Raw genomic sequence first — 26,875 nt, 5'->3', positions numbered from 1 at the left:
GGGCAGGGCGGGGCGCCCCCGCGTGGGGGACGCCCGCAAGGCTCAGAAGCGGTCCGCGTCCAGCGCCATCACCGTGTCCGCGCCGCTCTCGATGCGGGCGAGGTGCAGCTTGGTCGCGGGCAGCCGCCGTGCCATGTAGTAGCGGCCGGTCGCCAGCTTTGTCTCATAGAACGCCGCGTCAGAGGACCCCGCGTCAAGTTTGCCCTGCGCCGCCTTCGCCATCTGCGCCCACATCAGGCCAAGGCAGACATGGCCGAACAGGTGCATGAAGTCGTAGGAGCCCGACAGCGCGTGGTTCGGGTTCTTCATGCCATTCTGCATGAAGAACATGCCCGCCGCCTGCAGATCCTTCGAGGCCGCCTTCAGCGGCTCGATGAAGTCCTTGGCGTAAGTCTCTGACACATCCGCGTTGTCCTTGCAGAAGCTCTTGACCAGCTCAAAGAAGGCCATCACGTGCTTGCCGCCGTCCTGGCCAAGCTTGCGGCCCACCAGGTCAAGCGCCTGCACGCCGTTGGCGCCTTCGTAGATCATCGCGATGCGGGCGTCGCGGGTGTACTGCGACATGCCCCATTCCTCGATGTAGCCGTGGCCGCCGTAGACCTGCTGCGCCTGCACGGTCATGTCGTAGCCCTGGTCGGTAAGGAAGCCCTTGATCACCGGCGTCAGCAGCGAGATCAGCCCGTCGGCGTCCTTGTCCTCGGCGCGGTGCGCCTTGTCGATCATCGTCGCACCCCAGAGGATGAAGGCGCGCGCGCCCTCGACAAAGCTCTTCTGGTCCATCAGCGAGCGGCGGATGTCCGGGTGCACGATCAGCGGATCGGCCGGGCCTTCGGGGTTCTTCGCGCCGGTCACGTCGCGGCCCTGCAGCCGGTCCTTGGCGTAGGCAACCGCGTTCTCATAAGCCGCCGCGGCCTGTGCGAGGCCCTGCATGCCGACGCCCAGACGGGCCTCGTTCATCATGGTGAACATCGCGCGCATGCCCTTGTGCTCGGTGCCGAGCAGCCAGCCGGTGGCGCCGTCGTAATCCATCACGCAGGTGGAGTTGCCGTGGATGCCCATTTTCTCTTCGATCTTGCCGACCGAGACACCGTTGCGCGCGCCAAGCGCGCCGTCTTCCTTCACCAGGAACTTCGGCACTATAAACAGCGACACGCCCTTGATGCCTTCCGGGCCGCCGGGGATCTTGGCCAGCACCAGGTGGATGATGTTATCCGCCATGTCATGCTCGCCGGAGGAGATGAAGATCTTCTGGCCGGTGATCTTGTAGCTGCCGTCGTCCTGCGGTTCCGCCTTGGTGCGCATCAGGCCCAGATCGGTGCCGCAGTGCGGCTCGGTCAGGTTCATGGTGCCGGTCCACTCGCAGGAGACCATCTTGGGCAGGTAGGTGTTCTTCTGCTCATCGGTGCCATGCGCGAGGATCGCCGAGGCGGCGCCATGGGTCAGGCCCTGGTACATGGTGAAGGCCTGGTTCGCGGCAGAGAACATCTCGCCCACCGCGGTGCCCATCACGTAGGGCATGTTCTGGCCGCCGAATTCCTCCGGCATGTCGAGCCCGGGCCAGCCGCCCTCTTTGACCTGCTCGAAGGCTTCCTTGAAGCCTTTCGGCGTGTAGACGACGCCGTTTTCCAGGCGGCAGCCCTCGGTGTCGCCCACCACGTTCAGCGGGTGCAGCACCTCGCTTGCGATCTTGCCGGCCTCTTCCAGCACCGCGCCGGTGAACTCGGCGTCCAGCTCGTCATAGCCGGGAATGCCGGAGGCGGAGACGTTCAGCACGTCGTGCAGCACGAATTGGGTGTCTTTGGTGGGGGCTGTATATGCGGGCATCGCAGTCCTCGTTAGCTCTGTTGGTTCATATTGGCGCCGGAGAAGCTGGCGCGTTTCGTGTCTTTATGTGCCGCGCACGCCGAAGGGTCCGGCGCAGGGCAGGGTCTGTGTCCCGGTCCGGCGCCCGATAGAGTGCCGGCCAGGGGATATTCGAAGGGCCGGAGGCGGGCGGGCAGGACCAGGCCGCATCGGGCCCGGCCGCCCCGCGGGCTACTCCGCCGCCTGTTTTTCCACCCGCATCGAGGCAATCACCTGTTCGCCCCAGCGCAGCTGGTCTTTCAGATCCTCGATGGCTTCCGTCAGCTCCTCGCGCTGGCGTTCCATGTCGGCAAGACGGTCCTGCGCGATCTCGTATGTGCGGGTCAGCTGGGTCAGCTGCTGGTCGCCCATGTGGTAGAGATCGAGAAGCTGGCGGATCTCCTCCAGGCTGAAGCCGAAGCGCTTGCCGCGCAGGATCAGCTTCAGGCGGGCGCGGTCGCGCTTGGTGAAGATCCGCTTCTGGCCTTCGCGGATCGGGAACAGAAGCTCCTTTGCCTCGTAGAACCGGAGGGTGCGCGGGGTCACGTCAAAAGCCTCGCACATCTCCCGGATGGTCATGGTTTCCTCGGTCATCGTCATCACTCTTAACGGCTTGGTGCGGGTCTTAGGCTGGCCCCAACCGGCCGCGTTTTCAAGTCGGCTTGACGTTTACGTAAGCGGTACGTCACGTCATTTCCGCCGCGCGCATTGCGCACAAACAGGTGACGCGGCGTTGGTTTGCGCCGGTGCCGGTTCAAGCCGCCAGAGGGGTGCCGGGGCTGGCAAGGATGCAATCCGAATCTATGGGCGGCGGAGGGGGCATGGCCAGCGCGGGACAAGGCCGCAAGGCCGCCGCGCATCGCCACCGCGCGCCGTCAATGCACGGCTTCGCGTCAAGCGGCCGCCGGGCCATCCCTGCGCGTCTAGCGGGCTCCCGGATGCAAAAAGCCCCGCCTCACTCGGAGACGGGGCGCATCTATAGCCCATGCAGTCGCGAGGCCGGTTACTTTAAGAGCCCCTCGGTAGTCGCGCGCAGCTGGCCCAGCTCCTCCATCGCCTCGTCAATCTGCTCGCGCTGCTTCTGCAGCTCGACCATCTGCCGGTTGGCCATCTCCAGAAACGCCTTCATCTGCGCCTGGTTGCCCTCGTTCTCGTAGATCAGCAGCCACTGCCGGATCTCTTCCAGCTGGAAGCCGAACTTGCGGCCGCGCATGATAAGCTTCATCCGCGCCCGCTCGCGCGGGCCGTAGAAGCGCGCGCGCCCCTCGCGGTCGGGCTGCAGAAGCTCAATGTATTCGTAATAGCGCAAGGTCCGTGGCGTCACCTCGAACTCGGCGCACATTTCCTTGAATGACAATCTGTTGTCGGACATCCGTCGTCTCCCTTGCCGGCAACCTAAGGCTATGGCCGGGCCAGTGCAAGCGCCGCGCCGCAGCGGCCTTGCGCTTTCGGCGGGGGAAGGCCAAGATCACCGCGAACAACCACAAGGGACAGCCCGCATGGCCGACAAGACCAACCTGGCGCGCCAGTTCATCGAAGCGATTCCGCATGCGCGCCAGCTCGGCATGAAGCTGACCGAGATTGGCGACGGCACCGCTGAGATCACCATGGCCTACGACGAGAAGCTGGTCGGCGATCCGGAAACCGGGGTGATTCACGGCGGCGCGGTCTCGGCGCTGATGGACACTTGCTGCGGTGCCGCGGTGATGAGCCATCCGTCCGCGCCCGGCGGCACCGCCACCATCGACCTGCGCATCGACTACATGCGCCCGGCCACGCCCGGTCAGACCATCACCACCCGCGCCACCTGCCACCACATCACCCGCTCCGTCGCCTTCGTGCGCGCGGTGGCCACGGACGAGGACACCGGCCGCCCCGTCGCCACCGCCGCGGGCGCCTTCACCGTGGAGAAAAAGTTTTGAGCCGCCCCCGTCCCGAACCGGTGCAGACCGTGAAGCAGCGCCGCGACGCCGCGCTGAAGGCGCTGGTGGATTCCGTCCCCTACATCCGCTTTCTGAACGTGACCTTCGACCGCCGCGGCGATGAGCTGACCGCGCAGCTCAATTTCGATGACAAGCTGATCGGCAACCCCTTCCTGCCCGCGATCCACGGCGGGGTGACGGCGGCCTTCCTCGAGATCACCGCGATGATCACCCTCAACTGGGCGCACCTCTGGCCGCGGATCGAGTCCGGCGATCTCGACCCGGCGGAGATGGCGGCGGGCAGGCTGCCGCGCCAGCCCAAGACCATCGACTTCACCGTCGACTACCTGCGCTCCGGCCTGCCGCGCGACGCCTATGCCCGCGCCCGGGTGAACCGCTCCGGGCGCCGCTATGCCTCGGTGCATGTGGAGGCCTGGCAGGACCACAAGGACAAACTCTTTGCTCAGGCCACCGGCCATTTCCTAATGCCGCAGGACCAAAACGGCGCGGACAAGCCCCGCAAGGGCTGACCCGCGATGACCGCGCTCACGGCCGAGATCACCCACCGCCGGGTGCTGAAAATCGCGGTGCCCATTGTGCTCTCCAACGCCACTGTGCCGATCCTCGGCGCGGTGGACACCGGCGTGGTCGGCCAGATGGGCGCCGCGGCCCCGATCGGCGCGGTCGGCATCGGCGCGGTGATCCTGGCCTCGGTCTATTGGATTTTCGGCTTCCTGCGTATGGGCACCACCGGTCTTGCCGCCCAGGCCCGCGGCGCGGGCGACACCGCCGAGACCGGCGCGCTGCTGATGCGCGGGCTGCTCCTGGCCTTGGCCGCGGGGCTCCTCTTCATCCTCGGCCAGGCCGCGCTGTTCTGGGCGGCCTTCTTGCTGGCGCCTGCCAGCGCCGAGGTGGAGGCGCTGGCCCGCGACTACCTCCAGATCCGCATCTGGGGCGCCCCCGCGACCATCGCGCTTTACGCCGTCACCGGCTGGCTGATCGCGGTGGAGCGCACCCGCGGGGTCTTCGTGCTGCAGGTCTGGATGAACGGTCTCAACATCGTTCTGGACCTGTGGTTCGTTCTCGGCCTCGGCTGGGGGGTGGAGGGCGTGGCGCTGGCCACGCTGATCGCGGAATGGAGCGGCCTGGTGCTGGGGCTCTGGCTCTGCCGCGACGCCTTTGCGGGCGACCAATGGCGCGACTGGGCGCGGGTGTTCGACGGCGCGCGGCTGAAGCGGATGATGCAGGTCAATGGCGACATCATGGTGCGCTCGGTGCTCTTGACCGGGTCCTTCACCGCCTTCCTGTTCATCGGCTCCGGTGTCGGCGACGTGAACCTCGCAGCGAACCAGATCCTGCTGCAGTTCCTGCAGTTCACCGCCTTCGTGCTTGACGGGTTCGCCTTCGCGGCCGAAGCGCTGGTCGGCGGCGCGGTCGGCGCCCGCGCCCGTGCGCCCCTGCGCCGCGCGGCGGTGGTGGCGGCGCAGTGGAGCACCGGCGGCGCGCTGCTGCTGGGTCTTGGCTTTGCCATCGCGGGTCCTGCGGTGATCGACCTCATGACCACCGCGCCCGAAGTACGGGAGGCGGGGCGTGTCCACCTGATCTGGGCGGTACTGGCGCCCGCCTTGAGCGTCGCCAGCTACATGCTTGACGGCATTTACATCGGTGCCACCTGGACCCGCGACATGCGGGTGGCGATGCTGCAAGCGGTTGCGGTCTACGTCGTGTCGCTGCTGATCCTGGTGCCGGCCTTCGGCAACCACGGTCTTTGGGCCGCGCTGATGGTGCTGAACCTCGCCCGCGGCGTTACGCTTGCCTTGCGCTACCCGCGGCTGGAAGCCACGGTCGGCGCCTGAGGCCACGGAAATCACGTGACGTCCGGACCGTTTTCCGCGCCGCAAAGCGGTGCTCGGGGTCAGATCAGCGCTTCGATCGCCTCGGTGGGCCGGCCGATCACCGCCTTGCCGTCCCGGATCGCTACCGGACGCTCGATCAGGACCGGATGCTCGGCCATCGCCGCCATCAGCTCCGCCTCCGGGCTGTCCTTGGCAAGGCCCAGCTCCTTGAACGTCTTCTCGCCTGTCCGCATCATCCCGATCGCCTCGGCGCCAAGCGCCTCACGCACGGCTTCCAGCTCCGCCAGAGTGGGCGGATCCTGCAGGTAGAGCCGCACCTCGTGTTCCACGCCGCGCTCCTGCAGCAGCGCAAGGCCTGCGCGGGATTTCGAGCAGCGCGGATTGTGCCAATAGGTGATCACAGCCAGTCTCCCCGTTTGCTGCCAACCGCTTCCGCGACAGTGCTGAAGCCGTCGCGGGCCAGGAGATCGTCCAGCCCGCGGGCAATCTCCGATGCCAGTGACAGTCCGCCATAGACCAGCGCGGTATAAAGCTGCACCGCCGAGGCGCCCGCACAGATCTTGGCGTAGGCCTGTTCCGCCGATCCCACGCCGCCGACGCCCACCAGAGGCACCCGGCCGTCCAGCAGCTCAGACAGCCGCGCCAGAACCCGGGTGGATCTTTCGAACAGCGGCGCACCGGACAGACCGCCGGCCTCTCCCTTGTGCGCGCTCTTCAGCCCTTCGCGCGACAGCGTGGTATTGGTGGCAATCACCGCGTCAATGCCGCTCTCCACAGCGACCTCTGCGATATCCTCTATACCGGCCGCATCCAGATCCGGCGCGATCTTCAGGAACACCGGCACCCGGCGCGCCAGCCCCGCCCGCGCCTCCAGTACACCGTCCAGCAGCGCCGACAGCGCCGCCTTGCCCTGCAAATCCCGCAGCTTCTCGGTATTGGGGGAGGAGACGTTTACGGTGGCAAAATCCAGGTGCGCGCCGCAATGCGCGAGCACCCTGGCAAAATCCGCGGCGCGGTCCTCGCTGTCCTTGTTGGCGCCGAGGTTCAGCCCGATCACGGCATCCTTGGGCCGCTGCGCCAGCCGCGCGCCGATTGCCTCCATTCCCTCGTTGTTGAAGCCGAAGCGGTTGATCGCGGCGCGGTCCTCGCTCAGCCGGAACAGCCGCGGCTTGGGGTTGCCAGGCTGCGGCCGCGGGGTGGCGGCACCGGCCTCGATGAAGCCGAAACCGGCGCGCGACAGCGGCGCGAGCGCCTCGGCGTTTTTGTCATAACCTGCGGCCAGACCCACCGGGTTGGGCAGGGCGATGCCCGCGAGCGAAGTTTTCAGCCGCGCCGAGGTCACCGGCCCGGGGGCGGGCGCAAGCCCCATCCGCAGCGCCTTGACCGATAGCCCATGCGCGGCCTCCGGATCGATCCGGTGCATTACCGCCAGCGCCAGCCGTTCGGACAGGGTCATGCCATATCCTCCGGGAACACATGGCGCCCATCCGCCAGCGGCAGCGGTTTGGCCCAGAGCACATCCGTCATCCGCAGCTTGCGGTAAAGATGCGGGAACAGCGCATCATTGCGGGAGACCTCCCATCGCAGATCGTCGCCCATCGCCTCCGCATCGCAGGCCAAGAGCACCAGCCCCTCGGCGCCCGCGAAATGCTTCGCCGCGGTCTCGGCTGCCTGCGCGGCGGTGGAGAAATGCACATAGCCGTCGGCTACATCGATCGGCGCGCCCCGGGTCTCGCCCGCGGCCTGCAGCGCGGCCCATTCGTCCGCCCGGAAAATCTTGTAAATCAGCATGGCCGGGTGATGCCCTGCGTTTGCGCCTGAATCAAGGGGCATTGAGGGCCGCCCGCGGTGCCGCGCGCGTGGCCCCTTTCCGCAAGGGTAGTTCCGGAACGCGCTTTTCCCCTTTGACGGGCGCTGCCTTTATGCGCACCATCGCCCTAAAACAGACCAACGGGAGACCCTTCACATGATCGCGCGATTTCTCACCTCGGTTGCAGCCCTTGGCCTCACGGCCGGAATGGCGGCGGCGGAGTACAAGCTGACCATCCTGCATACCAACGATTTCCACTCCCGCTTCGAGCCGATCAACAAGTACGACAGCGGCTGCGGCGAGGAGGACCAGGCCGAGGGCAAGTGCTTCGGCGGCTCCGCCCGCCTGGTGACCGCGATCAAGGAGGCCCGCGACGCGGCTGGCAATGCGATCCTGGTGGATGGCGGAGACCAGTTTCAGGGCTCGCTGTTCTACACCTACTACAAGGGCAAGGTCGCGGCCGAGATGATGAACAAGCTGGGCTACGACGCGATGACCGTGGGCAACCACGAGTTCGATGACGGCCCCGAGGTGCTGCGCGGCTTCATGGACGCGGTGGAGTTCCCGGTGCTGATGTCCAACGCCGACGTCTCCAAGGAGCCGGTGCTGGCGGATGTATTGAAGAAATCCACCGTGATCGAGCGCGGCGGCGAGAGGATCGGGCTCATCGGCCTCACGCCCGAAGATACGCATGAACTCGCAAGCCCCGGTAAGAACATCACTTTCTCCGATCCTGTCGCGGCGGTGCAGGCCGAGGTCGACCGGCTGACGGAGGAGGGCGTGAACAAGATCGTGGTGCTCAGCCACTCGGGCTACGGCGTTGACCAGAAGGTTGCGGCGGAAACGACCGGCGTCGACGTGATCGTTGGCGGGCATACCAACACATACCTGTCGAACACCTCAGACAAGGCCGCCGGCCCCTATCCGACGGTCGTGAACGGCGTGCAGATCGTGCAGGCCTATGCCTATGGCAAGTACCTCGGCGCGCTGGAGGTGACCTTCGACGACGCGGGCAACGTGATTTCCGCCAGTGGCGAGCCGCAGGTGATGGACGCCGCGGTCAGCGAGGATGCCGCCACGGTGGAGCGCATCGCCGAACTCGCGGGGCCGCTCGACGAGATCCGCACCAAGGTGGTGGCGGAGGCCGCCGAAGCCATTGAGGGCAGCCGCGATGTCTGCCGGGTGCAGGAATGCGCGATGGGCAACCTGGTGGCGGATGCGATGCTCGACCGGGTGAAGGACCAGGGCGTCAGCATCGCCATCGCCAACTCCGGCGGCATCCGCGCCAGCATCGACGCGGGCCCGGTAACCATGGGCGAGGTGCTGACCGTGCTGCCGTTCCAGAACACGCTTTCGACCTTCGAGATCGACGGCGCAACCCTGAAGGCTGCGCTGGAAAACGGCGTGAGCCAGGTCGAGGACGTAAAGGGGCGGTTCCCGCAAGTGGCGGGGCTCAAGTTCAGCTGGGATCCGGCTGGCACCGCTGGTGAAAACCGCCTGCAGGAGGTCGAGGTTGCGCAGGAAGACGGCAGCTATGCGCCGGTTGACCCTGAGAAGACCTATCTTGTGGTCACCAACAACTACGTCCGCAACGGCGGCGACGGCTATGCGATGTTCGAGGGCGACGACAAGAACGCCTACGACTACGGGCCCGACCTGGCCGATGTGCTGGCCGAATACCTCGCCGAACAGGGCCCTTACACGCCCTACACCGACGGCCGGATCTCCCGGAAGTAAGTCAGAAGTTCTGGCCTGATGTTTCGTGCGCGAAACATTGGGTCCGCAGGGCTGACCTTTCAGCGCAGGGGTTCCCCGGGGTTCCGCTGCGCTTTGCGTCATGGCACACTGCCGCCATGGACCATCCGCTGATCGATCTCATCAACGCCCGTATCGAGGCCGCCGAGGCCGAGGGCGCCTTTGACAACCTCGCCGGCGCGGGCAAGCCGCTGCCGGACTGTGACGACCCGGACAACGCGCTGCTCAACCGGCTGGTGCGCGAAAGCGGCGGGGTGCCGGAGTTCGTCAGCCTCTCGCGCGAGCTGGAGCGGCTGCGGGCGGAGCTGCGCGAGACCGGCGACCGCACCCGGCGGCAGGAGGTCCTGAAGGAGATGTCGATGATGGACGCCCGCATCGAACTGGCGCGCAAGGCATACGCTAAATGAGCGGGCAGGGCGGTCTTCCGCCGGCCCGTGGCTGGGCGCGCCGGGGCTGACATGTGCGGACGCTTCGCCGTGACCCTGCCGAGCGACGCGATGGCGCAGCTGTTTGCGGCGCAGCCCGCCAACGACCTGCCCAAGGTGCCGCAATACAACGTCTGCCCGACCACGCAAGTCCATGCCGTGCGTCCGGGCGAGGACAGCCGGCGACTCGTGTCAATGCGCTGGGGCTTCCTGCCGCATTGGTACAAGACAGAAAATGGCGGGCCGCTGCTGATCAATGCCCGGGCCGAGACGGTGGCGGAAAAACCCGCCTTCCGCGCCGCCTGCCGCAGCCGCCGCTGCCTGGTCCCGGCGACCGGGTTCTATGAATGGACCAAGGATGAGCAGGGTGCCCGGCTGCCCTGGTACATCACCCGCCGGGACGGCGCACCTATCGCCTTTGCCGGCATCTGGCAAAGCTGGGAGGCCCGCAGTCCGGAAGCCACGGCGGGCGGCGCGGTCGATACCTGCGCCATCATCACCACCGCTGCCAACAGCACCATGAAGGCGATTCACCACCGGATGCCGCTGGTGCTGGAGCCGGAAGACTGGCCGCTGTGGCTGGGCGAGGAAGGCCGCGGCGCCGCAAAGCTGATGCAGCCCGGTGCGGAGGATGTGCTGGAATTCTACAGGGTCGACCCGGCGGTGAACTCCAACCGCGCCTCGGGGCCGGAGCTGATCGAGCCATTTGAAGAGGATGATCCGGCAGCGGAGTGACGATGCCGTTTCGGGTTTACCGCGTGTTTACAAACGCTTGTTTCGCGTTGCTATTCCGCTGCTTGCGGCGGGGGCGGCAGGTCGCGCTGCGGCGCGCGGCTCAGCTCGTTGGCGGCCAGCGTCGCCTTCTGCAGAAGCGCGATGAAGGTCTCGCGCTCCGCCTCACTGAGCCCGCTCAGCACCATCGGCTGCGACTCCCGCACAATGGGACCGATCTGCGCCAGCAGCGCCGCGCCCTCGTTGGTGAGGGTCAATTCGCGCGCCCGGCGGTCGGCGGCGGAGACCTGGCGCGCCACCAGCCCCTTCTCCACCAGCCGGTCCGCAACCTTGCCCAGCGTCGCCCGGTCATAGGCGATGAGACCGGCCACAGTGGCCTGATCGATGCCCGGATGGCTGGCAATCGCCGTCATCGCGGCGTACTGAACCGGCGTGAGATCGGCGCCCGCCGCGGCCATGCACTCCATGAACTGCGCCACCGAGATCTGGTGCAGCCGCCGGATCAGGTGGCCGGGCATGGTGTGGATCTCGAGCTGGGCGTCAGTGGTCATTGCGCGGTCCTTGCGTCCAGGGGCTTTGGTGTGGTGGGCGGCGTGCGTGGCCCGGGCCGGCACGCCCTTTTGGCATACTGCCCGGTGCGCATTCCGCGCAAGCCCCAATCCGGTGCGGGGAGCTCTGCGGCCGTGTTTGCGCTTTCCCTTGCCGGGTGCGCGCGGTAGATCAGGCGCATGGCGCTGCGTTTCACATCCTTGCAAGAGTTTTATGCCCACGGCCACGATACAGTGATCGACGTGCGCAGCCCGGCGGAATATGCCGAAGACCACGTGCCCGGCGCGGTCAGCATGCCGGTGCTCGACAACGAGGAGCGCGCCCGTGTCGGCACCATCTACGTGCAGGAAAGCCCGTTCCTCGCCCGCAAACTGGGCGCAGCGCTGGTGTTCCGCAATGCCGCCGACCATATCGAGCAGCGGCTGAGCCATCACGAGGGCGGCTGGCGGCCGCTGATCTACTGCTGGCGGGGCGGGCAGCGGTCGGGGTCGTTCACCTGGATGCTGCAGCAGATCGGCTGGCGCGCCGAGGTGGTGCAGGGCGGCTACCAGACCTACCGGCGGCTGGTGCACAAGGCGCTCTACGAGGAGGCGCTGCCGCACCGGCTGGTGGCGCTCGATGGCTATACCGGCACCGCGAAGACCGAGGTGCTGAAGCGGGCGGGCGCGCTGGGGGTGCAGGTGGTGGACCTGGAAGGGCTGGCCAATCACCGCGGCTCGCTGCTGGGAGACATGACGGAGCCGCAGCCCTCGCAGAAAGGCTTCGAGTCGGCGCTGTCCGGGGCGCTTTTGCCGTTTGACCCGGCGCGCCCGGTGCTGGTCGAGGCGGAGTCGAGCAAGATCGGCCAGCGCATCATCCCGCCCGCGGTCTGGGAGGCGATGAAGAAGGCGCCGCGGATCGAGCTCAGGGCCCCGGCGGAGGCGCGCTGCCGTTACCTGACAGAGGCTTATGACGACATCCTCTCGGACGCGGAGGGCCTGCGCGACAAGCTGGCACCCTTGCGCGCGCACCGCTCGGGGGCCGTGGTGGACGGCTGGTTCGAGCTGATCGCCGCGGGCGACAAGCCGGGGCTCACCCGCGCGCTGATGGCGCAGCACTACGACCCCGCCTACCGCAAGTCCCGCGCCGCGGTGGGGGCCGAGGTCGCGGCGGTGGTGGAGGCGGAGAGCCTCGACAGGAGAGGCCTCGACCGCGCCGCGGAGCAGGTGGTCGAGGTGATGGCGCGGCTCTGATACGGCCCGCTAAAAGCGCCCATGTACACCGTCAGCTTTCAGCCGCAAGCGGGGTTCTCCCGCCCGTCGCCGGTGCATTGGCATGCTCCGCTCCCGTTGGGCCTGGCCCGGCGCATGGCGCCGGGCCAGGCCCAACGGGGTGAGGGTCCGCAAGGATCCCGAAGCCGGGCGGGAGCGCCTGCCGTGCGGCAGGCGGGGCCGTGGGCGGGCGGGCCGGATGCGCGCCGTCAGGACGTAAGGGTGATGGCGGTGCCGGTGCTGGTCAGGCGGCCGATGCGGGCGGCGGGGTAGCCTGCGTCCTTGAGCTGCTCCACCAGGCTGTCCGCCTGCTCTGGCGCCACCGCGGCGAGCAGCCCGCCTGCGGTTTGCGGGTCGAACAGGAGCTCCTGCCAGCCTGCCACCTGCAATTCCGGCGCGGCGGCCTGGTTGGCGGGGAAGAGGGAGGAGCGGATGCCGCGCTCGGCCAGCTCCGCCGCGCCTGCCATCAGCGGCACGCTCCCGGTGGTGATCTCGGCGCCCGTGCCGGACGCCTCGCAGATGCCGAGCAAGTGGCCGATGAGGCCGAAGCCGGTCACATCGGTCATCGCATGGGCCTCCGAGAGGATGCGGGAGGCGTCTCCCTGAGGCTGGCTCATCTGCTGCCAGGCGCCGGCGATCCAGGCGCCCGTGGCCTCGCCCGCCATCTCCGCCGCCATCAGCACTCCGGAGCCGAGCGGCTTGGTCAGGATCAGCGCATCGCCGGGCTTGCCGCCAGCAAGCGTGACCGGCGGGCGCGGGCAGAGGCCGGTGAGGGTGAAGCCGATGGTCAGCTCGTCGCCGAGCGAGGTGTGGCCGCCGGCAATCGCCGCGCCCGCCTCGCCCAGGACCGCGCCGGCCGCGCCCATGATCTCGTCCAGCGTGCGGGCCTGCAGCGCCGGAGTCATCCGGGGCAGGATCAGGCTCACGGTGGCGGCCTGCGGCTCGGCGCCCATGGCCCAGATGTCGCCAAGCGCATGTACCGCGGCGATCTGGGCCATCAGCACCGGGTCGTTGCAGAAAGCGCGCAGGTGGTCGGTGCTGATCACCTGGGTCACACCGCCGGTGGTCAGGAGTGCCGCGTCGTCCCCGGGCAAGGCCGAAACATCACTGCGCTCGGCCCCAGGCCTGCCGCCGCCGGTGAGCGCTGCGAACAGCGTGCCGCGGCCGACCTTGGCGCCGCAGCCGCCGCAGAGCGGTTTGTCGCCGAGGGCGGCCTCCATCCCGAGGGTATGCTCGGCGGGCAGCTCGGGCGCGTCCATCGGGGGGAGGTCGCGGAATTTGTCCATGAAGGATTGGTCGATGCGGTCCTTCAGATGCCAGGCCATCGGGCCGGAGATGGTGGTGCCGAAGCGTTCGCCGAGCGCCTCCCTGGCGCCGAGCGAGATCAGCTTCAGATAGTCCTTCTGCGGGCGGTAGCGGCGCAGCGGGTCTCCGGTGAGGCGGGCGCGCAGGTTGTGGAACAGCACCGGTGACTGGCGCACCGCGTAGACCCCGGCCTTGGGCCGGGGGGAGAACTCCAGATGTGCGCAGTCTCCGGAAGCAAATATATTGTTGTCAGAGCTTTGTAAGGTCTTGCTAACCTTTATGAAGCCCTGCTCCAGCGCCAGGCCGCTGGCCTCCAGCCAGCCGTAGGGGCGGGCGCCGGCAGCGCCGGCAGTGAAGCTCGAGAGGATCTCGCGCCCGTCCTCGAGCACGATGTGGTCCGCCTCGACGCGGGCGGCGGAGGTGTTTTCCTCCAGCCGCACGCCGCGTTCGGTGAGGGCCTGGCGCAGGCGCTTGCGGGCGTCGGGGCCCAGGCCGCCAAGGGCGGTGCCGGCGTCGATCAGAGTGGCCTGGCCGAGGCGGCCGCGCACCTTCAGGGCGTGCGCCATGGCCATCGCCAGCTCGGCCCCGGCGACACCGCCGCCGATCACTGCCACATGGGCGGGAGTATCGCCGTCCCGGAACGCCTCCCATCGGGCGGCGAAGGCACCGAGCGGTTTGGCGGGGACACCGTGGTCTGAGAAACCCGGAAGGTCCGGCATTGCCGAGGTGACGCCGATGTCGATAGAGGCGACGTCATAAGCGATCGGCGGGCGGCCCGGCACATGCACCAGCCGGGCGGCGGTGTCGATCGCCTCGGCCGCGCCGAGGACCAGCCGGGCGCCGGCGTAACGGGCAAGCTGCACCAGGTCGATGTCGAGCTCGTCGCGGCCGTAATGGCCCGCGACAAACCCCGGCAGCATGCCGGAATAGGGCGCGGCGGGGCCGGGGTTGATGACGGTGAGGCGGGCGCCGGCCAAGGGCCGCATGCCCCATTTGCGCAGCACCAGCGCGTGGCTGTGGCCGCCGCCGATCAGCACCAGGTCGCGGGTGAGGGGGAGACGGGCCGGGTCCATATCTGTTCTGCCTTTGCTGTCCTGAGGGGACGGGAGGAGCCACGCAAGTACGGGGTGCCGCCTTGCGCTCAGCCCGCCTTGTCTTCGCCTGCGGGATCTTTTGCGTTCTGAACCTCCTCCGGCCCTGCGTGGGTGGCCCAGCAGGTGTCCTCGCCCGGGGAAGGCATGGTCTCGCGCCGTTCGCGGCGGTGAATGTGCACCTTGGCGATGAAATGCGCGGTCACCGGCGCGGTAAGAAACAGGAACAGGGTGATCATCAGCTCGTGGAAAGAGGGGTACTCCTCGAACCCCCAGGAGTGCAGCATGGACGCCAGGAGCACCCCCCCGACGCCTAGCGTGGTGGCCTTGGTCGGTGCGTGCAGGCGCGACATCGGGTCATCGAGCTTGATCAGCCCGTAGGAGCCGACGAGGCCGAAGATGCCCGCGATGATCAGAAAGGCGGCAACGCCGAATTCAAAAAGGCTTTCCATGCTACCCCCTCACTCGATGATGTTGCCGCGCAGGATGAAGCGCGCATAGGCCACGGTAGAAACGAAACCAAGCATGGCGATGATGATGGCGGCTTCGAAGAAGATCTCGGAGCCGAGCGCCAGCCCATAAAGCACGATCAGCGCGATGGCGTTGATGAACATGGTGTCGAGCGCGAGGATGCGGTCGGCCACGTCGGGCGCGGTCACCACTTTCCACAGGTTCATCAGCATGGCGAGCGCGAAACAGCCGAAGGCGAAGAGGGTGGCGATTGCGATCATTCGAAAATCTCCATCAGACGGCGTTCGTAGCGCTGCTTGATCTCATCCCTCACCGCGTCGGGGTCGGGCGCGTCGAGGCAGTGCACCAGGAGCGCATGGCCCTCGCTCGACAGGTCAGCGGACAGCGTGCCGGGGGTCATGGTGATAGTGCCGGCCAGCGCGGTGATCGCCTCTGGCGTTTTCAGGTCGAGCGGGATGGTGATCCAGTTCGGGCGGCGGTCGGCGTTGGGCTTGAACAGCACGATGCGGGCCACGATGACGTTGGCGATGATAATGTCGCCAAGCACCACAAAGATATACTCGGCGACCTTGAAGGGGCTGCGCAGGCGCGGGCGCGCGGGCCAGTAGGGCTGGGTCACGAAAGGGATCAGCACCCCCAGCAGGAAGCCGAACAGGAGCGAGTTGAGCGACCAGCCGTTGACCAGCAGGAGCCAGGTCACGGTCAGCAGCAGCGTCAGGATCGGGTGCGGCAGGATGCGGCGGAAGATCTTCATTGTTCAGACTCCCCCAGCACGGTGTCGATATATTCCGCGGGCGCATAGAGTTGTGCGGCGGTGGCCTCGGCGTAGCGGGTGGCGGGGCCTGCAAAGACGGTGAGCGCGACCAGCCCGGTGAGGATGGCGGAACAGGCCGCGAAGGGCAGGCGGCGCGGGGCAGGCGCCATATGCACCGGCAGCAGGTCCGCCGCCAGCGGTTCCAGCTGCGCAGGCTCTGCGGCGGGGATGGCGTGGGCCTTCCAGAACAGCTGCGAGCCCGCGCGGGCAAGGCCCACAATGGTCACCAGGGAGCCCGAGAGCACCACGCCCCAGATCCAGGGCGCGTGCGCCGCGTCGCGGGTGGCGTCAAGCACCAGCAGCTTGCCGAGGAAGCCGGAGAGCGGCGGCATCCCTGCCAGCGCGATGGCGCCGGTGAAGTAAAGTGCCGCGATCAGCCCGGATTGCGGCATAGGGCTTTGCGCCTCAATCAGGCTGCCCTGGCGTTCGATCACCAGGTCGGCGACCAGGAACAGGAGCGCCGCGGCCAGCGTCGAATGCACCAGGTAGTAGAGCGCGGCGGCAGTTGAGGCTTCGGTGAAGAGGGAGACTGCGGTGAGCAGCGTGCCCATGGAGGTGATGACGCCAAAGGCCATCAGCCGCCCGATGTGGCGCGCGCCGATGATGCCGATGGCGCCGGCGCCCAGGGTAAGCAGCGCCGCGGGCAGCAGCCAGTTTTCGCTGAGGCCTTCGGTGGCGCTCACCTCAGGTCCGAAGATCAGGGTGAAGACGCGCAGGATGGCATAGGCGCCAACCTTGGTCATGATCGCGAACAGCGCGGCCACTGGCATCGGTGCATTGGCATAGGCCGCGGGCAGCCAGAAGTGCAGCGGGAGCAGCGCCGCCTTGATCGCGAAGACCAAGAGCAGCATCGCCGCGCCCGCGCGGAGCAGCGCGGTGTCGCCCGGCGCCAGTTCAGCCACTTTGACCGCGAGATCGGCCATGTTGAGCGTTCCGGTCACCGCGTAGATGGTGCCGAGCGCAAACAGGAACAGGGTGGAGCCGAGGAGGTTGTAGACCACATATTGCACCCCGGCGGTGAAGCGGCGCGGGCCGCCGGAGTGGATCATCAGCCCGTAGGAGGCGATGAGCAGCACCTCGAAGAAAACGAAGAGGTTGAAAGCGTCGCCGGTCAGGAAGGCGCCGAGAATGCCCATCAGCTGGAACTGGAAAAGCGCGTGGAAATTGCTGCCGCGCGTGTCCCAGCCGGTGCCGATGGCATAGAGCAGCACCGGCAGCGCCAGGAAGGACGTGAGCACCAGCATCATGCCCGCGAGCCGGTCCAGCACCAGCACGATGCCGAAGGGCGCGGGCCAGTCGCCAAGCTCGTAGACCTGCACGCTGCCGTCCGCGGCCTGCGCCGCCAGCGTCAGCGAAATCGCGGCCAGCAGCACGGTGCTCGCCACCGAGAAAATCCGCTGCAGGTCGAGGTGGTGGCGCACCACCATGATGATGAAGGGAGCCACCAGCGCGGGCAGCACCACCGGGGCAATCAGAAGGTGGTTCATAGCTCTTCTCCGGCGCCGTCGGGGCCGTGGTCCAGCGCGGTGCGGTCATCGCGCGACGAAAGATAGGCGCCAAGCGCGATCATCACCACTACGGCGGTCATGCCGAAGGAGATCACGATGGCCGTGAGCACCAGCGCCTGCGGCAGCGGATCGGTATAGGCCACCTCCTCATACTTGTTGAGGATCGGCGGTGCCGCTGTCCTCAGCCGCCCGGAGGCAAACAGGAAGACATTGACCGCATAGGTGATCAGCGACAGGCCGAGGATCACCGGGAAGCTGCGGCGGCGCAGGATCAGGTAGATGCCGGCCGCAGTGAGGATGCCGACGGCCGAGGCGACGAGCAGTTCCATGGTCAGCCCTCCGTCCCGGTCTTGGCCGCGTCTTCGCGCGACGGGTTGATGTCCATTGCAAATTCAGAGCTGATCCCCGGCTGCCAGGCGAAGCGCGACAGGCTTTCCAGCGCCAGCAGCACTGCGCCGACAACGGCGAGGAAGACGCCCACGTCGAACAGCGCCGCGGTGGCCCATTCGAACTCGTTCAGAGGCTCCCAGTGGATGTAGCCAAAGGCGCTGGTGAGGAAGGGCATGCCGCTGAACCAGGCGCCAAGGCCGGTGGCCGCGGCGACCAGCACGCCCGAGCCGATGATGGCGTGATAGGGGTAGCGCTGCCGCTCGGTGGCCCAGCCGAAACCGGAGGCCATGTATTGCATGATGATCGCAATCGCGGCGATCAGCCCGGCGATGAAACCGCCGCCAGGGAGGTTGTGGCCGCGGAAGAAGATATAGGCCGCCACCATCAGCGCGAGTGGCATCATCACCCGGGTGGCCACCACCATCATCAGCGGATGGCTGTCGCCCGCCTGCGGCAGGTCCGGCTTGCGGTTGAGCAAGTAGGCGCGCACGCGGGTCGCCAGCACCGCCTCGGTCAGGGCGTAGATCACCATGGCGGCAATGCCGAGGACGATGATCTCGCCAAAGGTATCGTAACCGCGGAAGTCGACGAGGATCACGTTCACCACGTTGGTGCCGCCGCCGCCCTTGTAGGAATTGGCGAGGTGGAAGTCCGAGATCGTCGGGAAGGCGAAGTCGCGCAGCAGGAGGGCATAGACCAGCGCGCCGGTGCCCAGCCCCGCCACCACCGCGATGGCGCCATCGCGCAGACGCAGCAGCACCGGGGTCTCCACCGGGGTTTCCTTGGGCATGAAGTTCAAGGCCAGCAGCATCAGGATGATGGTCACCACCTCGACCGAAATCTGGGTGAGCGCGAGGTCGGGGGCGGAGAGGTAGTTGAAGGACAGCGAGACGATCAGGCCGACCACGCCGATCAGCACCAGCGCCAGCAGTCGGTTGCGGTGCTTGGCGACGATGAAGAGCGTCGCCACCACCAGCGCGAACCAGGCGATCATCGGGATGTAGCCGGGCTCCTGCGCCGCGCGTGTGGCGGCGGAGAGCGCGCCGCCCTGGAAGGCGAACCAGGCGACCGCCACAGTGAAGGCGACCATCACCGCAGCATAGCGGGTCAGCGCGCCATTGTGCAGCCCGTCGGTGATCCACTGGCTGAGCCGGGCCACGCCGCCGATCAGCGCATCGAAGATGGTCTTGGCCTCGGGGCGCGGCAGGGCGTTCCAGATGCGCGCCAGAGGGCGGTGCAGCGCCAGGAGGACCAGCCCTCCCAATACCGCGGCGATGGAAATATAAAGCGCAGGCGTCAGCCCGTGCCAGAGCTTAAGCGAGTAATACGGCAGCTCCCCGCCGCCGATCACCGCGCTGGCAGCCGTTGCCACCAGCGGGCCCGCGATTTTGGCTGAGGCGAGCCCGATCGCCACCACCAGCACCACCAGGAAGGCAGGCCCGATCCACATGCCCGTGTTGGGGTCATGCGGGTGGCCGGGGTAATCGTCCCGTTTGGGGCCGAGGAACACATGCGCAATGTAGCGGAAGGAATAGGCGGCCGAGAACAGCGCCGCGATGCCTGCAAGCAGCGGCACGAACAAATGCGAGCCGTTCCAGACGGTGTGGGTGGCTTCCTCCAGCATCATTTCCTTGGATAGGAAGCCATTCAAGGGCGGGATGCCCGCCATCGACAGCGACGCGACAAGCGCGATGGTGAAGGTCACCGGCATCAGGTGGCGCAAGCCTCCCAGCCGCTTGATGTCGCGGCTGCCGGCCTCGTGGTCGACGATGCCCGCGGTCATGAACAGCGCGGCCTTGAAGGTCGCGTGGTTGATGATGTGGAAGACCGCGGCCACCGCAGCGATCTTGGTGCCGAAGCCCAGAAGCATGGTGATGAGGCCAAGATGGCTGACGGTGGAAAAGGCCAAGAGCGCCTTGAGGTCGTCCTTGAACAGGGCAATCACCGCGCCGATCAGCATGGTCACGAGGCCGGTTGTGGCAACAATGTAGAACCACTCAGGCGTGCCCGCGAGCACCGGCCAGAGCCGCGCCATCAGGAACAGCCCCGCTTTCACCATGGTAGCGGAGTGCAGGTAGGCGGACACCGGCGTGGGGGCCGCCATCGCGTGCGGCAGCCAGAAATGAAACGGGAACTGCGCCGACTTGGCAAAGCAGCCCAAAAGGATCAGCACCAGCGCCGGCAGGTAAAGCGGCGAAGCCTGGATCGCCTCTTTTTGCAGCAGTATCTCGCTCAGGTCGTAGGAGCCCGCGATATTGCCGAGGATCAGCATCCCCGCGATCATCGCCAGCCCGCCGCCGCCGGTCACCGTTAGTGCCATGCGCGCGCCCTGGCGGCCTTCGGGCAGGTGCTTCCAATAGCCGATCAGCAGGAAGGAGGACAGCGAGGTGAGCTCCCAGAACACCAGCAGAAGCAGGATATTGTTGGACAGCACAATGCCCACCATCGCGCCCTGAAACAGCAGGAGGTAGCTGAAGAACTGCCCCATCGGATCCTCGCGCGAGAGATAGAACCGCGCGTAGAGGATGATCAGGAGGCCAATGCCGAGGATCATCGCCGCAAACAGGAAGCCGAGCCCGTCAAGAAAGAAATGCGCGTTGAGACCCAGCGCGGGCAGCCAGTCCACCGCTGCATGCACGGTCCCGCCGCGGAAGACGGTTGGAATATGCAGCATCAGACCGATAAATGCGAGCAGGCTGGTAAGCCCCGCCGCCGAGGCCGCGGCATTGCGCCCGGCGCGGATCAGCAGAGCGGGGAAGACGGCTCCGAGAAAGGGCAGGGCCGCAATCAGAAACAGGGACACGTGCAGTTCTCCGGTTTGGGATTGGCGCGAATGAGGTATTTGCTAAGCAATTTTTGGTCCCAGAGCCACCCCGTCCGCCCTGCCTGCGCGCATATTCCGCAGGCGGGCGGCAATTATTTGTTGTCTTTCCTGCTATTTGGGGCGTGGAGCCGCAGTTGACAAGAACTTGATGAGTGAAACTGCTTCGCTTGTGTGGCGCGCTCGTTTTGCTGCCTGCTAGGATGGCCGCGGGCGCGGCGGCATGTTTCCGCAAAGGAGGGGCCTCATGGCTGAGACGGTGCAGAACGGGTCCGCGAAGCTCTGGCCGCGGCGCCGGCTTCTGGCTCTTGGCGGCGCAGCGGCGCTGGCGGGGGCGGGCGGCTTGTGGCTGCGGGCTCAGCCGCCCCGGCACGGTCAGCCCCGGCTCGGAACGGAGCAGGCCTGGGCGCGGGTGCAGGCGGGCACGGTCCTGCTGGTGGACATCCGCCGCCCGGAGGAATGGCGCGCCACCGGGGTGCCTGCGGGCAGCCGCCCCATTGACATGCGGCGTGCGGATTTTGCCGCGGCCGTGCGCGCGGCTTCGGGGGCGGCTGATCTCCCGGTGGCGCTGATCTGTGCCCGCGGCGTGCGCTCGGCCAGAATGGTGCGGGCGCTGGCGGCCGAGGGGCTCCCCACCATTGCGGACGTGCCCGAGGGCATGCTGGGCTCCGCCGCCGGGCCGGGCTGGATCGCCCGCGGCCTGCCGGTGGTGCCATGGCGGGCCTGAGCGCACGAAGGGCGGCGATTCGGCTGCTGGTCCTTTGCGTTATGGCGGCGGCGCCGCGTTGGGCAGAGGCCTGCGCCGGAGCGGACGGACCGTGTGAAGTGGACCGCGGCAGCTACCGCATCCTGCTGCCGGATGGTCATGAACCCGGGGCGAAGGCCCCGGTGGTGATGTTCCTGCATGGCTATGGCGGCAGCAGTGCACAAATTCTCGGCAACCGTTCCCTTGCCGAAGGGCTGACAGCGCGCGGCTTTGCCCTGATTGCGCCGGAAGGCAGCCTGCGCGGCTCCGCGGCCGGCGGCGCGGGCAGCGGGCGGCGCTCCTGGGTGTTCGGCCCGTTCTGGCAGGGCCGGGACGAGGCCGCGTTCTTCGCCGAGGTGCTGGAAGACGCCGCTGCCCGTTTTGGCACCTCGCTGCGGCGGACGGTGCTCGCGGGATTCTCCTCGGGCGCCTTCATGGTGCATTATCTGGCCTGCGAACACCCGGAGGCCTTTGCCGCCTATGCGCCCGTGTCGGGCGCCTTCTGGCGGCCGCAACCCGAAGCCTGCGCGGGACCGGTGCGGCTGTTGCACAGTCACGGCTGGAGCGATGGCGTGGTGCCGCTGGAAGGCCGGGTGCTGGGTGGCGGGCGCTTCGTGCAGGGCGATGCCTTTGCCGCGCTGGAGCTGTGGCGGCAGACCAATGGCTGCGCCAGTCATGCGCCTGCGCAGAGCTGGCGCGCGGCGGGTGTGCTGCGCCGCCGGTGGGACTGCGCGCCGGGAGCAGAGATCGGCCTGGTGCTTTTCGAGGGCGGCCACCGTATCCCCGATGCCTGGCCCGGCTGGCTTGCGGACTGGCTGGCGGAGGCGGGCGCCCTGCGCTGAATGGCCGGCCCCGCGGATGGCGCGGGGCCGGCGGGCCGGGTCACTCGGCGGCGGCGCGGGTGCCCGAACCGTCGAGGAAGGCCTTCAGCTCGGCCCGGGCGGCGCGGGCAGCGCGGGTGATCTGGGGCTCGGCAAAGACCTCGCGGGTGCCCATCAGAGCGTGGATGCGGTTCTTTGCCTTCACGCCCGAAAGCGCCGAGAGCGGCACCGCCAGCACCAGCGAGAGCGCAATCGGCGCCAGCCACAGCGACACCGCGCCCGCGAGGATACCGGCCCAGAGCGCAAACCCGCTCGCCGTTTCCAGCGCATGCACCTTCAGGAGGGTGGACCAGCCGTAGCTTCCGCCGTCGCGCGCCTGCGGCTCCCAGCCGCGCTGCAGGCCAAGCGCGGTGCGGAACACCGCGATCATCTGCTGCACCATCAGGATCGGCGCATAGAGGATCGCCAGCAGTACTTCGGTCAGCACCGAGAGCGCAAACTGCGCGCGCCCGCCATAGTCCTGGATGCGGCCGCCGGAGAGCGGCAGCGCGGAGGCCGCCAGCAGTTTCGGCGCCAGGAGCATCGCGTAGATCAGCAGGATCACCAGCACGTGGCGCGGCTCCGACATGTCGGGCCACGAGGGGCGGAAGGGGTTGGCCTCGCTGAAATAGCTGATCACCGAGGATTCCTCGCTGCGGCCGATGATGGCCCACAGAACCAGCAGCGCAAACCACACCGGCGCCATCAGGTAGCCGATCGCACCGGCAAACAGGTGGAAGCGGGAGATCGCCCGGAAGCCCTTGGCGTGCAGCAGGTTCAGGTGCTGCAGGTTGCCCTGGCACCAGCGCCGGTCGCGCAGGATGTGGTCGATCAGGGTCGGAGGGGTCTCCTCGTAGGAGCCGCGGATGCGGGGCAGAAAGCGCACCGCCCAGCCGGCGCGGCGCAGGAGCCCTGCCTCGACGAAATCGTGGCTCATGATGAGCTTCTCGCCGCCGCCGAAGCGGGAGCGCAGCATCGGCAGACCCGCACAAGCGGCGAATGCGCGGGTGCGGATGATGGCGTTGTGGCCCCAGTAATTGCCCTCGTGCCCGGCCCAGCGGGCGAGGCCCTCGGCCAGCGCGAGGCCGTAGACGCCGTTGGCGAACTGCTGCATGCGGCCGAAGACCGACTGCGCGCCGATCAGCTGCGGGTAGCTCTGGATCAGGCCAGCGCTCGGGTCCCGCGACAGCGCGTCAGCGAGCTGCGCGATGGCGCGGCCCGTCATCAGGCTGTCGGCATCGAGCACCAGCATCGCGTCATAGCCCGCGCCCCATCGGCGCACCCAGTCGGAGATGTTGCCGACCTTGCGGCCCGCGTTGTCGGCGCGGCGGCGGTAGTAGAGCTCGGCGCCCGGCGGCAGCATGCTTTGCAGTGCCTCGACGCTGGCGCGCTCCTGTTCGGCAATAGCGTCGTCGCGGGTGTCGGACAGGATGAACATAGCGTACCTGTGGTGGCCGCCGCGGCCATGCAGCTCTTGCAGCATGGTCTGGGCGTTGCCGAGCACGTACCAGGGCACCTCGTTGTAAACGGGGATCAGCAGCGCCACCTTCAGCGGCTGCACCGGGCCGCGGCCGGTGCTCTTCTGGCGCTGCGACAGCCCGTAGAGGCCCAGCAGCACGGTGGAAACCGTGAAGCTGATCCAGAAGAAGTTGAAGGCGATGAGTGCCAGCAAAACGATTTCCAGAACCGAGACCCCGCCGGCCGCAAACCAGCCCTGCATCACCCAGGTCAGCGCCGCAGTTGCGGCCATCGCGGGCGAAAACGCCAGTATGCGCCACAGCGAGATCTGGCTGGGGGCGGCATCGCCCGGAGCCGCACTGTCGCGGAACCCGGTGCTGAAATCCTGGGCCGGCATGGCCAGCGGTTGTTCGGGAGGCATCAGGCTGGTGCCGTTCATTCTGTCCACCTGTAAAGCCAGACTTCGGAAGCGGCTTCACCGTCCTTCCTGAGCTGGGCACGCAGTTCCACATAATCCCGGCCCGCGGGATCGAAGCTGAAGGCAAGCCGCAGGCCCCCGGTCTCGGGATTGCGCTGCAGCACGCCTTCGCTCAGCGCCACATGGGGAGAGGAGAGATGCACATCAAGAGCCTCCGGCCCGCCGCCAAACAACGGATGCGGGGCGAAGTCGACGGTGACGATCCGGCCCGGATCGCCGAAGATCTTGGCGCCTTGGGCGGTGCCGGTGACACGCGGCAGATCCAGGAGCGGCTCCTCGCCCCAGGTGAGCCGGTAGGCGAGCGGAATTTCGGCTCCGGCCGGGTAGGGCTCGCGCGGGCGCCAGTAGGCGACGATGTTGTCGTAGATCTCCTTGTCGGCGGGGATTTCGACCAGCGTGACGGCGCCCTTGCCCCAGTTGCCCTGCGGCTCCACCCAGAGCGAGGGGCGGCGATGGTAGTCGGCCTCGAGATCGTTGAAGTCCGACAGCCGCCGCGAGCGCTGCATCAGGCCGAAGCCGCGCGGGTTTTCGTCAACGAAGGAAGACACTTGCAGGGTCTTGGGATTGGCCAGCGGGCGCCAGATGGCCTCCCCGTTGCCGTTGAGCGCAAGGAGGCCGTCGCTGTCATGCACGGCGGGGCGGAAGTCATCGAAACGGTGCCGGTTGGTGGCGTCGAACAGGAACATCGAGGTGAGCGGGGCGAGGCCTGCGTGGGTCAGCTCCTCGCGGGCGAAAAGCGTCGCCTCCACGTCCATCACGGTGCTGGTGCCGGGCGTTATGGCAAAGCGGTAGGCGCCGGTGACAGAGGGGGAATCCATCAGCGCATGCACCACCATCGTGCGCTGGCCGGGGGCGGGGGCTTCGAGCCAGAACTCGGTGAACTCGGGGAATTCCTCGCCCTCGGGGTCGGCGGTTTTCAGCGCGAGGCCGCGGGCCGACAGCCCGTAGGCCTGACCCTGGCCGATGGCGCGGAAGTAGCTCGCGCCCTGGAAAACGCAGAATTCGTTCTTCTTGCCCGGCTCGCTGAGTTCGGTGCGCAGGCGCAGGCCGGAGTAGCCGAGGTTGCCCTCGGTCGTGAGTTCCGGCGCCTTGTCTGTCTGGTCAAACAGCGACAAGTCAAAGGCCACCGGCTCCACCCTGCCATCGGTCACCGTGCTGATCTGCACGGGGCGCGGGAAGTAGAGCCCGGGCAGGAAGAAATCGACGTTGTAGCTGCGCTCTGTATCCGCCCAGAGCGCATCGCGGGAGCGGAACCAGCGTTTCTGGTACTGCTCGTAGCTGAGCGCCAGCCAGTCCTTTGGTACCGAAGCGCGCTCGCTGTAGGGGTCCTGCGCCAGCGCGCGGGCGCGCGCAACCACGGTATCGTGGCTGAAGGGCGCGGCTTCCGCAGCTCCGGCGGTGCCGGCGGCACTTGCGGGGCGCGCGGTCAGCAGGGACGTGGACAGGAAGGTTGTGGAAAGGGCTGCGGCCAGGAAGGCGCGGCGGGACAGCGGGCTCATTTCTTGGCTCTCCAGGGCTGGGACTTGAACCAGCCTGCGAGGTAGGCGCAGGCGATGATCAGGGCAAAGCCTGCGAGGTTTGCATAGGCGGTGGTCATGATGGAGCGGTCGGTGTGGTCAAGAGCCGCGCCGATGAACCGCGCGAGTGCCATCGAGAAGACGAAGACTGCAAGCGACTGCTGGCCCACCTTGGTGATCAGCTGCAGGATCAGCTGCCAAAGGCGCGCAGCAGCCGAGTGGCCGGAGGCGATCAGCCGGTGGCCGCCGGTGCCTGCGAGGTACCAGCCGAGGTAGGCGAGGGACAGGAAGTGGGCATAGCGCAGGAGGCCGAAATCGGTCTTCTCCCGCCATTCGCCGGTGATCTCCCAGCTGGCACGGATCTGGCCGGCGAGCCCGGTGTTCCAGGCCTCGACCCAGGTCAGCACCTTCCAGGAGCCGAAGGGGGCGGAGAAGAGCACGAAGGCCGCCGCCGTGAGCGCCAGTATGGGCGTGCGCGGCGGTTTCGGCAGCCAGCCCGCCATGAAGGCAAAGCCGGTGAAGAACAGGAGCTGCCAGCCGAAGGGATTGAAAAACCACTCGCGGCCCGACCAGGGTTCGGCGGGCAGCGAGACACCGTTCGGACCCATGCCGATCATGTAGGGATTGGCAGTCAGCCACAGCATGGCCGAGAGCGCCGCAACGGCCCAGCCGCCAGCCTTCCCGAGCCCCATCTTCAAACCCATCATCACCGGCATCAGCAGCAGCACCACCAAGTACATTGGCAGAATATCGAAGTAGTTGGGCACGTAGGTGAGGGTGAAGATGCCCACCAGCTGGGTCGCGGTATCCTTGAAAAAAGGCAGGAGGTTCAGCGAGTTGACGTAGCTCTTCTCAAAGCTGCCATAGAGGTCGAGCGCCGCCATCGACATCGCCAGGAAGAAGAACAGACCGAGATGCGCCCAGTAGACCTGCCAGCAGCGGAACAGCACGCGGGCAGCGCCCAGCCACCATCCCTTGCGCGCGAAGGTGCCGCCAAAGGCGATGGCGGAGGCCATGCCGGAACAGAAAACGAAGATCTCGGTCGCGTCGGAGAAACCGAAGCGCGCGGGAATCCAGCCGGTCCAGCGGTTGCCTGGGATATGCGCGCAGAGGATGATGAACATCGCGATGCCGCGGTAGAAATCGAGCCGCGGGTCGCGGGGGCGGCTTGCCGCTGTCTCAAGCGGGGTCTCGGGCATCGCCGCGCGGTTGGCGGCGGCCGGGTTGGTCTTGGGCCCCGGGAAGGGCGCGACAGTGGACATTGCGTTCAGAGTCC

The 26,875-nt window shown here is 67.5% G+C and carries 26 protein-coding genes; 9 read left to right on the top strand and 17 right to left on the bottom strand.

What is annotated here, in order from left to right; all coding sequences use genetic code 11:
- Positions 1 to 42: 42 nt before the first annotated feature.
- From ACOHWE_RS04180 to ACOHWE_RS04170, 3 genes are all read right to left on the bottom strand, one after another.
- Positions 43 to 1,824, bottom strand: coding sequence for an acyl-CoA dehydrogenase C-terminal domain-containing protein (locus ACOHWE_RS04180; protein WP_420664343.1), 1,782 nt, complete (start codon positions 1,822 to 1,824; stop codon positions 43 to 45).
- Between the two features lie 210 nt (positions 1,825 to 2,034).
- The gene (locus ACOHWE_RS04175) at positions 2,035 to 2,436 is read right to left on the bottom strand and encodes a MerR family transcriptional regulator (RefSeq protein ID WP_420664341.1); all 402 of its coding nucleotides are present in this window, start codon (positions 2,434 to 2,436) and stop codon (positions 2,035 to 2,037) included.
- Positions 2,437 to 2,845: 409 nt separating this feature from the next.
- Entirely contained in the window at positions 2,846 to 3,214 is a 369-nt protein-coding gene (locus ACOHWE_RS04170) for a MerR family transcriptional regulator (RefSeq protein WP_420664340.1), read from the bottom strand.
- 127 nt (positions 3,215 to 3,341) lie between these two features.
- Here ACOHWE_RS04170 and ACOHWE_RS04165 point away from each other — a divergent pair, with 127 nt between their 5' ends.
- Genes ACOHWE_RS04165 through ACOHWE_RS04155 form a run of 3 tightly spaced genes read left to right on the top strand, consistent with a single transcriptional unit; the run spans position 3,342 to position 5,620 of the window.
- Positions 3,342 to 3,764: a PaaI family thioesterase gene (locus tag ACOHWE_RS04165; protein ID WP_420664339.1), complete on the top strand. Its 423-nt coding sequence runs from the start codon at positions 3,342 to 3,344 to the stop codon at positions 3,762 to 3,764.
- The gene (locus ACOHWE_RS04160; RefSeq protein WP_420664337.1) at positions 3,761 to 4,294 is read left to right on the top strand and encodes a PaaI family thioesterase; all 534 of its coding nucleotides are present in this window, start codon (positions 3,761 to 3,763) and stop codon (positions 4,292 to 4,294) included. Before ACOHWE_RS04165 ends, ACOHWE_RS04160 begins: the two co-directional genes overlap by 4 nt.
- A 6-nt stretch (positions 4,295 to 4,300) precedes the next feature.
- Entirely contained in the window at positions 4,301 to 5,620 is a 1,320-nt protein-coding gene (locus tag ACOHWE_RS04155; RefSeq protein ID WP_420664336.1) for an MATE family efflux transporter, read from the top strand.
- A 59-nt stretch (positions 5,621 to 5,679) separates the two neighbouring features.
- Here ACOHWE_RS04155 and arsC read toward each other — a convergent pair whose 3' ends face one another.
- From arsC to ACOHWE_RS04140, 3 genes are read right to left on the bottom strand one after another with little or no spacing between them, the layout of a single operon-like run.
- A complete protein-coding gene (gene arsC, locus ACOHWE_RS04150) occupies positions 5,680 to 6,021 on the bottom strand; it encodes an arsenate reductase (glutaredoxin) (RefSeq protein ID WP_420664334.1) in 342 nt (113 codons plus the stop codon).
- On the bottom strand, positions 6,018 to 7,076 hold the full coding sequence (locus ACOHWE_RS04145) for a quinone-dependent dihydroorotate dehydrogenase (protein WP_420664332.1): 1,059 nt from the start codon (positions 7,074 to 7,076) through the stop codon (positions 6,018 to 6,020). Before ACOHWE_RS04145 ends, arsC begins: the two co-directional genes overlap by 4 nt.
- A complete protein-coding gene (locus ACOHWE_RS04140; protein ID WP_420664330.1) occupies positions 7,073 to 7,411 on the bottom strand; it encodes a DUF952 domain-containing protein in 339 nt (112 codons plus the stop codon). The genes ACOHWE_RS04145 and ACOHWE_RS04140 overlap by 4 nt, the downstream gene beginning before the upstream one ends.
- A 175-nt stretch (positions 7,412 to 7,586) precedes the next feature.
- Here ACOHWE_RS04140 and ACOHWE_RS04135 point away from each other — a divergent pair, with 175 nt between their 5' ends.
- The 3 genes from ACOHWE_RS04135 (at position 7,587) to ACOHWE_RS04125 (ending at position 10,345) form a co-directional block, all read left to right on the top strand.
- Positions 7,587 to 9,167 carry a bifunctional metallophosphatase/5'-nucleotidase gene (locus tag ACOHWE_RS04135; protein ID WP_420664328.1) on the top strand — a complete coding sequence of 527 codons (1,581 nt, stop codon included), beginning with the start codon at positions 7,587 to 7,589 and terminating at the stop codon, positions 9,165 to 9,167.
- 116 nt (positions 9,168 to 9,283) lie between these two features.
- Positions 9,284 to 9,592 (top strand): DnaJ family domain-containing protein, encoded by a 309-nt coding sequence (locus tag ACOHWE_RS04130; protein WP_420664327.1) that lies wholly within the window; start codon positions 9,284 to 9,286, stop codon positions 9,590 to 9,592.
- 51 nt (positions 9,593 to 9,643) lie between these two features.
- Positions 9,644 to 10,345: an SOS response-associated peptidase gene (locus ACOHWE_RS04125; protein ID WP_420664325.1), complete on the top strand. Its 702-nt coding sequence runs from the start codon at positions 9,644 to 9,646 to the stop codon at positions 10,343 to 10,345.
- A 50-nt stretch (positions 10,346 to 10,395) separates the two neighbouring features.
- Here ACOHWE_RS04125 and ACOHWE_RS04120 read toward each other — a convergent pair whose 3' ends face one another.
- The gene (locus tag ACOHWE_RS04120) at positions 10,396 to 10,893 is read right to left on the bottom strand and encodes a MarR family winged helix-turn-helix transcriptional regulator (RefSeq protein WP_420664324.1); all 498 of its coding nucleotides are present in this window, start codon (positions 10,891 to 10,893) and stop codon (positions 10,396 to 10,398) included.
- Between the two features lie 177 nt (positions 10,894 to 11,070).
- On the opposite strand from ACOHWE_RS04120, the gene mnmH reads away from it, so the two are divergent.
- Positions 11,071 to 12,123, top strand: a complete 1,053-nt coding sequence (gene mnmH, locus ACOHWE_RS04115) for a tRNA 2-selenouridine(34) synthase MnmH (RefSeq protein WP_420664322.1) — start codon at positions 11,071 to 11,073, stop codon at positions 12,121 to 12,123.
- A 227-nt stretch (positions 12,124 to 12,350) separates the two neighbouring features.
- Here the strand turns inward: mnmH and selD are convergent, their stop codons facing one another.
- The 7 genes from selD to ACOHWE_RS04080 all read right to left on the bottom strand — a co-directional run bounded on the left by selD (position 12,351) and on the right by ACOHWE_RS04080 (position 20,523).
- Positions 12,351 to 14,519, bottom strand: coding sequence for a selenide, water dikinase SelD (selD, locus tag ACOHWE_RS04110; RefSeq protein WP_420664321.1), 2,169 nt, complete (start codon positions 14,517 to 14,519; stop codon positions 12,351 to 12,353).
- Between the two features lie 68 nt (positions 14,520 to 14,587).
- Complete coding sequence (locus tag ACOHWE_RS04105; RefSeq protein ID WP_420664320.1) at positions 14,588 to 14,989, bottom strand: Na+/H+ antiporter subunit G; 402 nt, start codon at positions 14,987 to 14,989, stop codon at positions 14,588 to 14,590.
- Positions 14,990 to 14,998: 9 nt separating this feature from the next.
- Positions 14,999 to 15,268, bottom strand: a complete 270-nt coding sequence (locus ACOHWE_RS04100) for a K+/H+ antiporter subunit F (protein WP_420664319.1) — start codon at positions 15,266 to 15,268, stop codon at positions 14,999 to 15,001.
- Entirely contained in the window at positions 15,265 to 15,762 is a 498-nt protein-coding gene (locus ACOHWE_RS04095; RefSeq protein WP_420664318.1) for a Na+/H+ antiporter subunit E, read from the bottom strand. The genes ACOHWE_RS04100 and ACOHWE_RS04095 overlap by 4 nt, the downstream gene beginning before the upstream one ends.
- Complete coding sequence (locus ACOHWE_RS04090) at positions 15,759 to 17,309, bottom strand: monovalent cation/H+ antiporter subunit D (protein WP_420664317.1); 1,551 nt, start codon at positions 17,307 to 17,309, stop codon at positions 15,759 to 15,761. The genes ACOHWE_RS04095 and ACOHWE_RS04090 overlap by 4 nt, the downstream gene beginning before the upstream one ends.
- Positions 17,306 to 17,659 carry a Na+/H+ antiporter subunit C gene (locus ACOHWE_RS04085; protein WP_420664315.1) on the bottom strand — a complete coding sequence of 118 codons (354 nt, stop codon included), beginning with the start codon at positions 17,657 to 17,659 and terminating at the stop codon, positions 17,306 to 17,308. Before ACOHWE_RS04085 ends, ACOHWE_RS04090 begins: the two co-directional genes overlap by 4 nt.
- 2 nt (positions 17,660 to 17,661) lie before the next feature.
- Positions 17,662 to 20,523, bottom strand: a complete 2,862-nt coding sequence (locus tag ACOHWE_RS04080) for a monovalent cation/H+ antiporter subunit A (RefSeq protein WP_420664314.1) — start codon at positions 20,521 to 20,523, stop codon at positions 17,662 to 17,664.
- Between the two features lie 265 nt (positions 20,524 to 20,788).
- Here ACOHWE_RS04080 and ACOHWE_RS04075 point away from each other — a divergent pair, with 265 nt between their 5' ends.
- Together ACOHWE_RS04075 and ACOHWE_RS04070 are read left to right on the top strand one after the other, a co-directional pair.
- Positions 20,789 to 21,268 (top strand): rhodanese-like domain-containing protein, encoded by a 480-nt coding sequence (locus tag ACOHWE_RS04075; protein WP_420664313.1) that lies wholly within the window; start codon positions 20,789 to 20,791, stop codon positions 21,266 to 21,268.
- A gap of 98 nt (positions 21,269 to 21,366) precedes the next feature.
- On the top strand, positions 21,367 to 22,128 hold the full coding sequence (locus ACOHWE_RS04070; protein ID WP_420664312.1) for a CE1 family esterase: 762 nt from the start codon (positions 21,367 to 21,369) through the stop codon (positions 22,126 to 22,128).
- Positions 22,129 to 22,168: 40 nt separating this feature from the next.
- Here ACOHWE_RS04070 and mdoH read toward each other — a convergent pair whose 3' ends face one another.
- Genes mdoH through ACOHWE_RS04055 form a run of 3 tightly spaced genes read right to left on the bottom strand, consistent with a single transcriptional unit; the run spans position 22,169 to position 26,861 of the window.
- Entirely contained in the window at positions 22,169 to 24,043 is a 1,875-nt protein-coding gene (mdoH, locus tag ACOHWE_RS04065; RefSeq protein ID WP_420664311.1) for a glucans biosynthesis glucosyltransferase MdoH, read from the bottom strand.
- Positions 24,040 to 25,581 (bottom strand): OpgD/OpgG family glucan biosynthesis protein, encoded by a 1,542-nt coding sequence (locus ACOHWE_RS04060; RefSeq protein WP_420664309.1) that lies wholly within the window; start codon positions 25,579 to 25,581, stop codon positions 24,040 to 24,042. Before ACOHWE_RS04060 ends, mdoH begins: the two co-directional genes overlap by 4 nt.
- Positions 25,578 to 26,861, bottom strand: coding sequence for an OpgC family protein (locus ACOHWE_RS04055; RefSeq protein WP_420664308.1), 1,284 nt, complete (start codon positions 26,859 to 26,861; stop codon positions 25,578 to 25,580). Before ACOHWE_RS04055 ends, ACOHWE_RS04060 begins: the two co-directional genes overlap by 4 nt.
- Positions 26,862 to 26,875: the final 14 nt, after the last annotated feature.

Source organism: Cribrihabitans neustonicus (genome assembly GCF_048820895.1).
Taxonomy (GTDB): Bacteria; Pseudomonadota; Alphaproteobacteria; order Rhodobacterales; family Rhodobacteraceae; genus Cribrihabitans_A; species Cribrihabitans_A neustonicus.
The sequence above is the reverse complement of the archived record's forward strand: the minus strand, read 5'-3'. Positions and strand labels throughout refer to the sequence as shown.